Genomic DNA, 13869 nt, shown 5'->3' with positions numbered 1-13869 from the left:
TTGGTTTATACTGTGGAACGAAACCCCTAATATTGTTCCCAGTATTACCTGTGAAAGTTTGAGGCACTGCCAAGTCTAACGAACTAACTATGCAATCTCTGGCTCTTCGATTGCAGCCATAAGCTAAATATATTTTTATTTTTATAGTAGATATTGGAATATAGCAGATGCTATAACTCTCACTACATCTATCTAGAGTTATAGAGGTTGTAAGTTGGTGATTATGTTCTACATCAACTATTAGGCAACTTATTTAAGCTAGTAATAGAGTTGTTTCAATCTAGGGAATGAAAACATGAGGGTTTGGCTTGCCTGCTTTTTAGTGCTATTTGCTTTGGCGGAACTGTTTGACTGGTTAAAAAAATTTAATTTGCCATTACCTATCTATATTTTGGGTGGCGCTTTTTTAGCTGTTGCTTCTAACTATGATAAGATATTCGACTCTTATTTTGCTGATTCAAGCATTGAAGCATCACTCGAACAATCCGAGTTAGATTCACTAACCCCATCTACTAATCCTATTTCTTTCCCAATCGCCAGTCCTATTGAAGATGCTCAAACATCTCAAACGGATGATTAGCTGCATAGCGCGACGCCGAATAGCCCGTCGTAGACATCGCTTGTCTAGTATCTAAGCAGCAAGTAAACTGCTACATTAATAGAGAAGCTCAGGTTGATTAGCTTTTACCTAGAGTCAGAAAACTAACTTCTGCGCCTGCAACATCTACCCAATTCAGGCTACCGCCGCAACGCCGTGATTAGTAGACTATTAGAAAAATTTCGTGCGCCTTTTGTCAAAGTTCAGGATTCTCGTGAAACTTCCAAGAGCAAGAACTGGTTGCAAATGATTTTAGTTACCAGTGTAGGAGTCACCGCCTTTATCTGGGGAGTTCGGGAACTCAAAGGGTTGCAGCCTTGGGAGTTGAGAGTTTACGATCAGATGTTGCGATCGCGTCCACCAGAAGCACCTGAACGGCGGATTTTGCTGGTAAAAATCACTGACGAGGATCTTAAACAAGACAAAGGGACTATATCAGATCGTAGAATCAATCAGCTATTAAAAAAAATAGAATCTTATCAACCGCGAATTGTTGGTTTATATCTTTTCCAACCAGAAAATAACTATTTGGCGGCTAATTTGCAAAATCAAGATAACATCGTCAGCACCTGTTTGTTCAACACCTTGGGTAAAGATGAAATCCCACCACCACCAAATTTCCCTATAGATAATGTTGGGTTTAGCAATGTGGTTGCTGACAATGAAAACGACCAAATTCTCCGCCGCAGTTTGTTATTTGTTTACTCTCCAGATAAAAAATGTACAACACCATTTGCATTTGGTGGGCTCATAGCAATTAATTATCTGGAGAAACAAGGCATTGAATACAAGTTCACAAATAAAGGAAATTTTCAGTTAGGTAAAATCCTGTTCCCGCGTTTACAAGCTAATTCCGGTAGTTACGAACATCTGGATGCAGATGGCTATCAAATATTATTAAATTACCATCATCCCAACAGCCTCGCTGACCAAGTAACTCTCACACAAGTCCTCAGTGGACAAGTCAAACCCAGTTTAATCAAAGACCGCCTTGTAATTATTGGCACTACAGCAGCTAATTTTCCTCAAAGTAGCTTTTATACACCCTACAGTGCTTTGCCAGATCAACCACCCAGAATGCCCGCTTTGCTTATTCATGCACAGATAGCAAGTCAACTCATCAGTACAGTGTTGGATGGGCGACCTCTAATTTGGTATTGGCCCGACTGGGCGGAACTTATATGGGTGTGGGGCTGGTCGCTTTTAGGTGGAATTATAGCATGGCGGTGGCAAAATCCGTTGCTGTTGCTAGTAGTGGTCGGGACAACTCTACTTGGCTTAGTAGGAATCTGCGTTGCTTTGTTTTTGCAAGGCGGATGGATACCATTAGTCCCCTCTGGCCTCGCTTTGGTGATTAGTAGCATTTGTGTGATTACTTATACTAGCTACCAAAATCAGCGACAAACTCAGGTGATTATTCTGCAAGTTGAAAAACAACAAGAAGCGATCGCTCAATTAAATGTACTCTTAGAAGATAAAACAGCACTTCCCGATTCATATCTTGATTTTCCTCCCCCAGTTGATTCACCAGAAATAAAATCAGGTGATTTGCTTTTGGGTGGACGCTACAAAATCTCTCAAGTTCTTGGTGCAGGTGGATTTGGCCGCACCTATTTAGCACGGGATACTCAACGCCCAGGTAATCCGATTTGCGTAGTTAAAAAGTTAATGCCAGCCCGTCAAGATACACGATTTTTGCAAGTTGCTCGCAGGTTGTTTAATAGTGAAGCTGAAATATTACAATCTTTGGGTAAACATCATCAGATTCCCGAACTACTTGCTTATTTTGAAGATGACCAAGAATTTTATTTGATTCAACAATATATCGAGGGACATACCCTAAGTGAAGAATTACCACCTGTGCAGAATGTGCAGAATGAATCATTTGTGATGGAGATGCTCAAACAAGTTTTAGAAGTTCTAGAATTTGTTCACCAGCATCGAGTGATTCATCGTGATATCAAACCGGCTAATATTATTAGATGTGCTCAAGATAATCGCTTGGTATTAATTGACTTTGGTGCTGTCAAATTGATGCAACCGCCAAGTAGTGAGCAAACAGAATTAGCCACAGTAGCCATCGGGACGCGGGGTTATGCACCTCCAGAACAATTTGCCGGTCATCCGCGCTTATGCAGTGACATTTACGCTTTAGGAATGATTGCCATTCAAGCCATAACTGGGATACCACCGCAAGACCTCCACCCAGATCCAGAAACGGGTAATATTATGTGGCGGCAAACAGTGCAAGTGAGTGAAGAATTAGCGGCAATTTTAGATAAAATGGTTTGTTATCATTTTAGCGATCGCTATCAATCAGCCGCCGCAGTTTTACAAGATTTAAAACGTATGTAGCCCCAATACGGTTCGGTTAAGGTTATTGGTGGGTGTTATGGTATGTAGAGACGTTGCATTACAACGTCTCTACAAGGGTTATCGATAGATACTTAGTTATTAATACTATTCATCTTTAGCCCATATTGACCTTGTTTTTCTATAATCTGAGTCAATATTTTGTGACAATGACAGTCACTTTCACATTGATGTAATATGTCTTGTGGAGCAATTGTACTAGAACCTAAAGCCAGACATATTTTTCCAGTACAAGTAAGTCGGTTGAGCATAAGCATTAAGCACCGAATAGCAAAATACTATTTTTTCCCACAATCTTGTGGAACGTTGTTCCCGGAGTGTGAACCAGTATAATAGCCTGGATGTTCTTTAAAAAATTCGCAGCTAATCACTCTTCCCCTAGCGTCCTTTGCGGTTCGATACCCTAACCATGTCCACTCAACCCATAATCCAAAGCATATACACCGATGGTGCTTGCACCGGAAATCCTGGCCCTGGTGGTTGGGGAGCTGTCGTCTATTTTAGCGATGGTTCAATCCACGAAATGGGCGATGCATCCCCTCATACCACTAACAATAAAATGGAAATGCAAGCTGCGATCGCAGCCCTCCAATTTTTGCAAACATCTCAACAAACCCAACCCATCATCCTTCATACCGATAGCGAATACCTAATTAACTGCGTTACCAAGTGGGTGAAAGGCTGGAAAAACAAAGGCTGGAAAAAGTCAGATGGTAAACCCGTCCAAAATCAAGAGCTTTTGGAAACTCTTGATGAACTTAATACCCAACAGGTAAAATGGCAACACGTTAGGGGACATTCTGGTAACATAGGTAACGAACGTTGTGATGCGATCGCTCGCACCTACGCCAGTGGTAAAATTCCTTCGCTACAACAATTAACTCCTACAAATTTTTATAAATCTTTACCTTGCAAAAATGAACTAAATGTAGCAAAAGTAGCTGATTATGAAAAAAACTCTCGAATAATTAACCAAAGTCCCCAAGAAATCAGTACTTCTGCACTAGAAATAACCGTTATGGAACCATCTACTGGGCCAACTGCGGCCGCAATCGATGAAAAACCGCCAGAAATGAGGGTTTCGCAACTCCGCAGCTTGGTCGAAACTCTGCGTATCGCTGACGAAATTTCAGAGAAAGGCTATTTAATCACCAGTTCTGAGTTAGCAGACTTGATGGATGTCCACGCCAGCGCTGTTACCAGTCGGGGAGATCAATGGCGCTGGCGAAACTGGATAGTGTCACGGGTACGCCGTGAAGGAAATCAAATTCTTTGGGAACTGGAACGAGGGGATCAAGTAGGAGGTGAAGAGGAGTAGGGAGCAGGGGAGGCAGGGGGAGCAGGGGGAGATGAGGGAGAAGAACTAATAGATCATGCCCAATGCCCCATGCCCCATGCCCCACTCATAACTCACCACTATATTTGCGTCCCCGCCACTCGCGTGGCTTGTGGAACGCAGATAAGAAGATTCGCAGCACAGCTAAGGGATCAGCAAAAGGGGAAAGCCAGAATAACCAGCCACCTTTGGCGCTTTTGCGATCATAAGAAGGTGCGATCGCAATTAGCATAGCAAAGCGAATTACCACCAAGAATAAATTCAGTCCCAGCAGAAGAAGTAGGGGAGTGGGTAACGCGATTAATCCCGTCTGTAGCGAGTACGAGAGTGGGGGAGAAATCAACAAAAAACCGAGGACAATTAAAAGAGGTAGACCTTGAACAGATGTGAGTAACCATAAATCTCCCCACAACTGCGAACGAGAAGTTGCATCTTTGAGATCAAGACTCCGCCCCCATTCCTTCCACGTCTCCATCGCCCCTTCATACATCCTTACTTTCAGCACCTTTGCGCCATCTAAAAAGCCCACCTTATACCCTTGAGCAGCAATATTTCGTGCCAAAGTGACATCATCACAAAAAGAACCACTCGCACTGCTATAGCCACCCACAGCAGCTAAAACCGAGCGGCGACACAAAAAACACTGTCCATTTGCCATCACCCGTTCTGGCTGCTCTGTATTGATCCCAGCCGGGTCAAATCGGTAAAGCAAAGTCATCAACAAAGCCGGTTGTAGCCAGCACTCTCCCGGATATTTGAGGATGAACTGGGGTGAAAGGGAAACGAGATCATAGCCCTGTGTTTCGGCCGTCTTCACCAAACCAGCAACCAAACCAGGATGCGGTTGAATATCAGCATCCAGCCCCAGAAACCACTGACTACCCTCAGAGCTAAATAGAAACCCGTTATGCAACGCCCAAGGACGCCCCACCCAACCAGAGGGTAAGGGGTCATCTGTCATCACGCGAAAGCGCGGATCTTTCTGCTGTGTCGCTTTTACCAAGTCGGGTGTACCATCAACAGACTTGCTGTCTACAACAATAATTTCCCGAACTTCGTAGCTTTGCTGACTTAAACCAGCTAACAACGGGCTAATACGAAGCGCCTCATTCAGGGTGGGAACGACGACGCTAACCTTACCCAAAAGTTCCAATGTCGGCTGTTGCGGTTCTATTGGAGGAAGCCGTCTTGGCCCCTTTAGCAGGCGCGAAAACAGAATCGCCGTTGCTGGTACTTGGATAAGTAGCAATAAAAGAGAGATGGCGCTTTCTACCATCAAAGCGTTGTCATTGGTCATTAGTCATTAGTCATTAGTCATTAGTCATTAGTCATTGAAAAGAGGCAGAGGGGTGGGGTTTTGCTCTTGCAGAGGGGAAAATTCTTCTTTCTTGCCCTGCTCCCCCTGCTCCCTCATCCCCTTATTCCTCACTCCCCACTCCCTACTCCCTAATTTATCGATTTATTTCAAGGCAACTTTAACGCTTCTTGCCACTGAGACTTCCTTGTTTGCTGGTTCAACAGCAACTGGAGTGGGAGTGGTTGAACTGCTTAACCACAGCGCCACCGAGGGAACTACACCAAAGAAGAAGCCGAGCAACACTGGGATGGAGAACCCAGCGGCCAAGCTTAGTCCGGCGGCGAAGGCAAAGTTAGTTAAATAAACGACTAAGGGTAGATTAAGTTGCGATCGCTCTAATTTAATCGAAGCGTTTCTCCACAACAATCCTGCCACAGTCATAAACAGGGCACTAGTACCAAACCAACCTGCATAGTTCTGGTAAGGTGTGCCAAAGAAAGCTCCTGGATGTTCCCAATACCAAAAAGGTAGAGAAGTTTGACTCATCGCTGGCTCAAGGGCAAAATCCCAGCAAGTGAAGAGTAAAGCACCAACGGCTATAGCCGCAATATGGCGTCCCCAACTGGGTTTTTGTGCCACTTTCAAACCAGTTCTCGCAATTAAATAAGACGACAGCCCAACATAGAACCAAGATAAAGGAATTGTGAAAGGAACTAGCCCCGCAATCTTATAACCCAAGCCACTCAAGTAGCTATAATCACCAAATGGAAAACCCGTGCTGGTTCCCAGTAGTTCACTACCCAAGGAGATAAACATAGCCGGCAGCATAAATGCTAGCCAAGTTCCCAATCCCAACGTCCGGTAGGCATAAATAGAGACAGCTATTGTCCCCAAGATGATATCAACTACACCACCACCTGCCATACTTAACTGTACGGCAGTTTCTCCAACCTGCGATAAATTGAAAAGTATTTCAGCATTAGGTACGACCAGTAGCATCCCTACCAGTCCAAAGGCTTTTGACACGATATGACCAATGAGGCATACGCGTTCAGCAATAACAAGTTGTCTCATGATAATTCCTTAACAAGATGTGACACGCGGCTACTCGGCTGCTAACAGTTTACAAATGTTTAACAACATATTTAACTACTTTGTGCCGCAATTCTCTACAAACTTGTTTGGCTTTCTTGGGAAGAGCATAACAGCCTATTGATTGAAGCTATAAAAAATATGATGATAGATTTACTAGTCTAAGCTATATAGTCAAAATCTACATAATTTCATCTGTAAAAACTTTGGGTTTATTGTCCCACTGATACCCGTATCATGAAGAACTCCTTCCATGCAAGGATCTTGTTGAGGCAGGACAATTAACATAGATTAAGCAAGCTCTACAGTAAGTGTGAAGATTGACACATTTATCCTTAAAAATCACGGCAGGGGCTACTAGGTATACCGTAATCTAGAGGTTGTTGATAAACAGCTTCTAACTTAATGACTAACAGACGCCAATTTTTAAAAGGGGTGGCAGGGCTTTCTGGCTTATCTTTAGCTGGTTGTGGCTGGAGGCTAGCTGAAGTACGTGCTAATTCTAATACTTCGGGTCAACGCGATCAACTTTATATCTTTACCTGGACGCAATATACTGACAACCAATTATTGAAAACCTTTAGCACCCAAACAGGCATGAAAGTGCTAGCGGATGTTTATGATTCCAATGATGTCATGCTGGCTAAATTGCAAGCTGGAGGCGGTGGCACTTACAGCATCATCTACCCATCCGATTACATGGTGCAGAAGATGGTAAAGAAAGGTTTATTAACAGAAATAGATCACGATCGCTTAATCGGTTTAGAAAATTTATTCCCCCGGTTTCAGAATCCTAGCTATGACCCCAATAACCGATATAGCATCCCTTTTAATTGGGGGACAACAGGTTTACTTTACAATTCCGAAAAAATCAAAGATGCACCACAAGATTGGGATTACCTTTGGCAAAACCAAAAGCAACTTAATCAGCAGATGACCTTGCTCAATGATGTTAGAGAGGTTATGGGTGCGACGTTACGGATGCTAGGTTACTCTTACAATTCAAAAAATGAACAAGAAATCAAACAAGCTTATGAAAAGTTGAAAGTGCTAAAACCTGCGATCGCGCGTTTTGACACAGACGCTTGGCAAAATCAAATTCTAGCAGGAGATTTACTATTGGCAATGTGCTATTCAGCAGATGCGGTAAGAATCTCTCAAGAAAACCCTAAACTCAAATATGTAATTCCTCGCAGTGGTTCTTCATTGTGGACAGACACTATTGTAATTCCTAAAACAGCCCCTAATTTAGCTGGAGCTTACGCTTGGATTAACATGATTTTGCAACCAGAATTAGCAGCCAAAATCACTCAACGTCTGAATATTTCTACGCCTAATAGTGCTGGATTTGAGCAATTGCCAAAAAAAATCCAAAATAATCCTAATTTATTTCCCTCAGAGTCACTTTTAGCAAATTGTGAACGTGTTACTCCTGTAGGAGAATTTGAAGAGGTTTACGATCGCTATTGGACTCAGTTAACTAGTGGGTAAAATAGTTAGGAGTTAGGAGTTAGGAGTTAGGAGTTAGGAGTTAGGAGTGGTAAATTTTCAAAAAAGTGATATTTCTAAAATACAAGAATTGCATCGTCCACGAGCGAATTGGTTGCAACCTTTGGTATTACTTGCACCATCTGGGATTTGGTTATTACTTTTATTGGTGCTGCCAACTTTAATAATTTTCCAGTTAAGTTTAGTTGCAGACATCCGTCCAGGAGATTTGGTCAATCCCAACGGATTCAAAAACTACATTAGAATATTTGACCCTCTTTATGTGCAAGTAATTGTGCGATCGCTATTTTTTGCATTTGGTACTACAATAATTTGTTTAATTTTGGGCTTCCCCGTCGCCTATTGGATTGCTCAGATAGCGCCGCAGCGTTGGCGGAATCTACTGCTATTAGGCTTTGTCTTGCCTTTGTGGACTTCCTCGTTACTTCGTTCCTATGCTTGGATTACAATTCTTCGTCCTACTGGTTTATTGAACACTTTACTCAGCAATTTAGGCTTGCCTACTTTGGAATTACTTAACCAGAGTCAAGCTGTATTTATTGGTATGAGTTACAGCTTGTTACCCTATATGGTTTTGATTTTATATGCTTCTCTCGAAAAGCTAGACAAGCGGTTACTAGAAGTGGCGGCTGATTTAGGTGCAAATCCGGTGGAAACTTTTTGCCAAGTAACCGTACCGCAAATTTTTCCTGGAATTGCGGCTGCTTCTATGCTTGTATTCATCACAGGCTTGGGGGATTTTGTCGATCCAGAATTACTTGGTGGTGCTTCTAGTATGACGGCGGCGCGGTTAGTTTATAACCAGTTTCTGGGAGCAACGCAAAATTGGGGATTTGGTTCAGCTTTAAGTATGACGTTAATTTTGCTTGTTAGTATTGCGATCGCGCTTTTAATTAAGTTTGGCGACACTGCACCCAAACGCTAAACTTTTGGTCACTCATATATAATAAGGGCATCAAACGCCAGGGAGACAACGGTTATGCTCTCACCTGATCTCAAAAATGCGTTACCAACTACTGATGAACTTCCCTGTTCAGACGATACGCCAGTAGATAACGAAGATCAAAATTTTTTGCCCAATATTTTACTCTTCTTACTCAACTCCATTTGGGCAAATCGTATGGATTGGTATTTCGGAGTAGATATGGCAGTATATCACACCACAGGGATAAATCCTAGAGTACCTGTAGTACCCGATGCTTTTTTAAGTGTGGGAGTAGAACGGAAAAAGGGTGGCAAATCACGCAAAAGTTACGCGGTTTGGGAAGAAAATGGGGTAGTTCCAATATTCATATTAGAAATGGTATCCCACACACCAGGAGGTGAATACGACGAGAAGCTAGATATATACAAAAAACTCGGCGTATTGTACTACGTAATTTATAACCCTGAGTTTTGGCGACGCGACCAACATCAACCCTTTGAAGTGTATAAGTTAATAGATGGAAACTACCAACTACAAATAGGTGAACCTTATTTGATGCCAGAGGTGGGGTTAGGTATTGGGCGACACCAAGCTGTAATTGCCGGGATACAACAGGAGTTTTTGTGTTGGTATGATGAGCGAGGAAATCGCTATTTGACAGATGCAGAACAGTCACAACAAGAGCGATTGCGGGCTGAACAAGAACGACAAAGGGCTGACCATTTAGCGCAGTATTTACGTTCTTTAGGTGTAGATCCAAATAATCTACCGGGTAATTAAAGTGATGGATTTATCAAAATATCAAACCGCAACACGAGAGTCATTAATTCTAGAAATACCACACCCACTCTTTAACGTGTTTTGAATTAGCCTTTAATCAGAAAGTTTTTTATGACACGTTAGGGAAACAGACCAATAGTCAATGACTAATGACTAATTCATTAATCATTTCCCACCGTGACTAAATGGTTTAAATCATTTGTATTACTGTTAATTAACTCCTTAATTGTAGAAAGAAACTCATGTTCTAAATAAGGCTTAGTCAAGTAAGCCTTTGCACCCAATTCTTGAGCAAGCTGGCGATGTTTTTCAGCGCTGCGAGAAGTAAGAATCACTACAGGTATTTTTGCTAAATTGGGGTATTGACGGAAATTGCCCAACAACTCAAAACCATTCATTCGTGGCATCTCTAAATCGGAGATGACAACTTGTATTTCTGGATGTAACTGTAACTTTTCTAAAGCTTCTACACCATTTTGAGCCTGTATTACTTGATAACCAGATTTTTGCAGTGTGAGAGAGATAGTTTGGCGCAGACTAATTGCATCATCTACAACTAAAACAACTTTTGGTAATTTATAATCTGGCTCTTGAAAGTAACGGGGTTGGGTTTCTTTTGGTGAGTTATAATCTGGTTCTTGAGAATAACTAGGTTGGGTTTCTATAGTTGTTGTGGAAGTAGATGCAGCAAGTAATGGTGTAGATGAAAAGGTATCTCCTGATATTACTAAGGCTTTTTTATTTGACAAAGAAGGTACTGGTAGTGCCATAATATCAAGTGTTGTTTGTTGAAGCTCGTTAGATACCAGCAATGAAGCATCAATCACTAAGATGAGATTACCATTAGCTAAACTACTACAACCATAAATGTATTTTGGCGGTGCGATCGCATTTCCTAAAGGTCTGATTACCAGTTCTTGTTCACCAATTATTTGGTCTACTTCTAAAGCAAACCTTCCCTGATTTCGTCGTAGCAAAAGCACCGGATTTTTGGCTACGCTTGGGTCATGAGTACTTGATGTGTTGTATAGAGTATCATTATTAAAGCATGAGTCATTATAATTAATCAAGTTTGAAAGTTGACGGAGGCTGACCATAGTTTCATCATCGTCTGTACTCAAATGTAAGATTTTTGTACCTTCAATTTCTTTAATCTGCTGCTCAAAGGGAATCAATATTTTTTCGATACTGTCCAAAAGAAGTGCATATACAACACCTTTAGCTTGAACTAGCATTAATTTTTCGGTAGTCATAGAAAAAGGAATTTTGAGTATGAATATTGTTCCTTGGTTGGGTAAGGATTGAACTGAAATTGAACCATTAAGTGCGTTCATCTGAGTCCGCACGATATCTAACCCCATACCACGCCCAGAGATTTCACTTACTTTAGCAGCAGTAGAAAATCCAGGTGAAAATATCATATCTAACAATTCAGATTCAGCCAGATTAGAAGCATAGGTGATAGTTTTTTCTTCACTTTGTATAGGATAAAATTCAGCAGCTTTTCTGCGAATTCTGTCTAAATTCAATCCCTGTCCATCATCGCGAACCTCGATAACAGTTTGGCTACCTTGATGATAGGCGCGGATTTCGATTAACCCTTGTTCTGGTTTACCAAGCTCTCGGCGAAGTTGCGGAGCTTCAATGCCGTGGTCAAAAGCATTACGTACTAAATGTAACAAGGGATCGTACAGCTTTTCTGCGATCGCTTTATCAACTAGTACTTCAGTACCACTAAGTTTCAATTCTACAAGTTTGGCATGAACATTCCCCAACTTATTTACCATGTGGGGGAACCGATTCAGGATATTGCTTAAAGGCGACATTCGTGCATCTACTAAGCTATCTATAATATTAAGAATTAAATTTTCTTGTTTGTCACCAATTTGTGCAGCTTGCGTTACAAGCAAGTCAAGAGACTCTGTGGTTTCTTGTAATTGCAGTGTCTCTTCTATTGCTTCGTGCAATGTCATCTGGAAATCTGTATATACATCCATTTCTAAAGAGTCAAAATTCACTGCATAATTTTGCGTTTGTTGTGAGGCGATATTTTGTATTTGTAATGGTAAATCACGTAATTCATTTAAAGTTGTTTGGTGTCTAGTTAGTTGTTGGATTAATTGGTCAATTATTTCTTTGACTTGTTCATCTTGCAAACTATGCCGTTTTTGGTAAATCAACGATTCCCCAGCTAGATAATTAAGGTGTTGCAGTCTCTCTGTATCTACTCGAATAAATGAAGGTTGGCGAAAGTTTTTAGTTTGAACATACTCTGATTTATCTTCTATTTCTTTGTTGATTTGTGTAGTTAAATCAGGCATGACTTCAATAGCTGTTTCAGGAACATTTACAACTCCCTGCCCATTGACAGTTAAGGAATCAAGCTTTACTGAAGAATCATCATTCGTGGTTGTCACCACTTGCTCTGTAAAGTTTTCTCTAGCTTCTTCTCCCCATATTGCTTCTAGTAGGTTCTCAGTTGTTTGAGAATAACTATTGGGTATTTCTTTAATAAATAAGAGCATTTGTAACTTGGGTTTATCAAGCCAGTTTTTCTCTTTAATAGTAACAGGAGGACAGTTTTTATATTCTTTTGCTAATCTATGAATTCGATTTTGTAATATTTTAATGACTGAGATGTAGCTATCAGATTTTTTAACAGAATGCTGAAATTTTGCAACTGCAAATAAAATGATTAAAATTATCCCATGTCGATAAAGATAAAGGCTTTGACTATCTTCTTCATCCTGAACAAAATCAAGAAAGTTTTTTAGCCAACTATCGATATAATCAAGTAAATTTTCTTTTTCTAACCGGGGAATCATTAAATCAAAATTAAGCTCTGCCTCTGGTATTTTGATTTCGTGATTAAACCAACCAAAAATGTAACGAATGACTTTTAAATAAAACTTGGCAGTTGTTGGCTTTACTGATTGGTTTTTATTATTATCAGATGTAGTGAGAAATTGGTAAAATTGTTCTTCTGAATTATTTTGTAATTCTTCAGATAACTCATTATTTGCCACTGTCGTGAGTTTTCGTAAAGCTGGAGAAGTTTTTCCGCCAGATGTGCGATCGCCTTCTAATACCAATTTTTGTGCTTGTTGCAAATCTGCAAGGGCAATTTCTGCGATTTGCTGCACCTGAGTGGGGTTTACCTGTAGCGCTGACAGAATTGTTTGAGAAATTTCTCCCAATCCAGGTAAATTTAGAGATTCCGCTAAACCGAGAAACACCTCAGCTTGAGAGTGTAAAAACTCGATAAATTCGTCATAGCTGGGTGGATTGTTAACAGCTTCAGCAATACTGTTTATCCGTTGCTCTACTCCCACTTCAAAAACGGACTGAACAATATCAAATCCCAATTCTTCAGAAGTGGGAATATGAGTTTCAGCACCAAATGCATCACCCAGTTTTTCTTGCAACTGTGCAAATACTAAAGTTGCTCGATGGAGGAGTTCTTCATCATTAACAGTACTGCCAATTAATTCGGTATTTAATGCTATGCTAAGACACTCATAAGCTTGTAGCAAAAGTGTTTGTAATTCGGCATCAACTGCAACTTTTGGATTATATAGAGCCTTAAATACATCTTCTAAAAAATGGGCTATCATCTTAATTACTTCTAACCCAACATTAGCAGCACCACCTTTAAGTGTATGAGTAGCCCGCATTAAGTTATGAACTTTAGCAGTGCTATAATTTTCCGATAAGCTAAATAGTTCTTGTTCAATAATTTGGACTAATTCTGGAGCTTCAGCCAGAAAGTAAATGTATCCTTGTTCGCGGATCTCGTTATCTGTAATCATAAGTGGGGAGTGGGGAGTTAGGAGTTAGGAGTTAGGAGTTGGGAGTTGGGAGTTGGGAGTTGATCAACCAATTGATTTTTCAGTTGTCTTGACTATTGAACTCCAAATCCGAATGATTTCGTCTGCATAGATTAGTTCATTGGTTAAATC

General features: G+C 40.9%; 9 protein-coding genes. 6 read left to right on the top strand and 3 right to left on the bottom strand.

Annotated features, from left to right (window positions below):
- The first annotated feature begins 295 nt into the window (after positions 1–295).
- From V7K25_RS25825 to rnhA, 3 genes are all read left to right on the top strand, one after another.
- On the top strand, positions 296–580 hold the full coding sequence (locus V7K25_RS25825) for a hypothetical protein (protein WP_335161906.1): 285 nt from the start codon (positions 296–298) through the stop codon (positions 578–580).
- Positions 581–754: 174 nt separating this feature from the next.
- On the top strand, positions 755–2953 hold the full coding sequence (locus V7K25_RS25820) for a CHASE2 domain-containing protein (RefSeq protein ID WP_335161904.1): 2199 nt from the start codon (positions 755–757) through the stop codon (positions 2951–2953).
- Positions 2954–3380: 427 nt separating this feature from the next.
- On the top strand, positions 3381–4289 hold the full coding sequence (gene rnhA, locus V7K25_RS25815) for a ribonuclease HI (RefSeq protein ID WP_335161902.1): 909 nt from the start codon (positions 3381–3383) through the stop codon (positions 4287–4289).
- Between the two features lie 85 nt (positions 4290–4374).
- Here rnhA and cruG read toward each other — a convergent pair whose 3' ends face one another.
- Positions 4375–5604, bottom strand: a complete 1230-nt coding sequence (gene cruG, locus V7K25_RS25810; RefSeq protein WP_335161900.1) for a 2'-O-glycosyltransferase CruG — start codon at positions 5602–5604, stop codon at positions 4375–4377.
- A gap of 162 nt (positions 5605–5766) precedes the next feature.
- Positions 5767–6678, bottom strand: a complete 912-nt coding sequence (cruF, locus tag V7K25_RS25805; RefSeq protein ID WP_335161899.1) for a gamma-carotene 1'-hydroxylase CruF — start codon at positions 6676–6678, stop codon at positions 5767–5769.
- 423 nt (positions 6679–7101) lie between these two features.
- Here cruF and V7K25_RS25800 point away from each other — a divergent pair, with 423 nt between their 5' ends.
- The 3 genes from V7K25_RS25800 to V7K25_RS25790 are packed head-to-tail and all read left to right on the top strand — an operon-like array spanning position 7102 to position 9910.
- Positions 7102–8187, top strand: a complete 1086-nt coding sequence (locus V7K25_RS25800) for an ABC transporter substrate-binding protein (protein ID WP_335161897.1) — start codon at positions 7102–7104, stop codon at positions 8185–8187.
- Between the two features lie 46 nt (positions 8188–8233).
- The gene (locus V7K25_RS25795) at positions 8234–9130 is read left to right on the top strand and encodes an ABC transporter permease (RefSeq protein WP_335161895.1); all 897 of its coding nucleotides are present in this window, start codon (positions 8234–8236) and stop codon (positions 9128–9130) included.
- Between the two features lie 54 nt (positions 9131–9184).
- Positions 9185–9910: a Uma2 family endonuclease gene (locus V7K25_RS25790; RefSeq protein ID WP_335161893.1), complete on the top strand. Its 726-nt coding sequence runs from the start codon at positions 9185–9187 to the stop codon at positions 9908–9910.
- A gap of 161 nt (positions 9911–10071) precedes the next feature.
- Here the strand turns inward: V7K25_RS25790 and V7K25_RS25785 are convergent, their stop codons facing one another.
- On the bottom strand, positions 10072–13719 hold the full coding sequence (locus tag V7K25_RS25785; protein WP_335161891.1) for a hybrid sensor histidine kinase/response regulator: 3648 nt from the start codon (positions 13717–13719) through the stop codon (positions 10072–10074).
- Positions 13720–13869: the final 150 nt, after the last annotated feature.

Source organism: Nostoc sp., from assembly GCF_036919495.1.
Lineage (GTDB): Bacteria > Cyanobacteriota > Cyanobacteriia > Cyanobacteriales > Nostocaceae > Nostoc.
Note: the sequence above shows the minus strand (reverse complement) of the source record. Positions and strands in the feature narration are given on the sequence as shown.

Coding starts and splice junctions, on each gene's coding strand:
- V7K25_RS25800 (WP_335161897.1), top strand. CDS start 7,102: ATGACTAACAGACGCCAATTTTTAAAAGGGGTGGCAGGGCTTTCTGGC.
- cruF (WP_335161899.1), bottom strand. CDS start 6,678: ATGAGACAACTTGTTATTGCTGAACGCGTATGCCTCATTGGTCATATC.
- V7K25_RS25785 (WP_335161891.1), bottom strand. CDS start 13,719: ATGATTACAGATAACGAGATCCGCGAACAAGGATACATTTACTTTCTG.
- V7K25_RS25825 (WP_335161906.1), top strand. CDS start 296: ATGAGGGTTTGGCTTGCCTGCTTTTTAGTGCTATTTGCTTTGGCGGAA.
- cruG (WP_335161900.1), bottom strand. CDS start 5,604: ATGACCAATGACAACGCTTTGATGGTAGAAAGCGCCATCTCTCTTTTA.
- V7K25_RS25790 (WP_335161893.1), top strand. CDS start 9,185: ATGCTCTCACCTGATCTCAAAAATGCGTTACCAACTACTGATGAACTT.
- rnhA (WP_335161902.1), top strand. CDS start 3,381: ATGTCCACTCAACCCATAATCCAAAGCATATACACCGATGGTGCTTGC.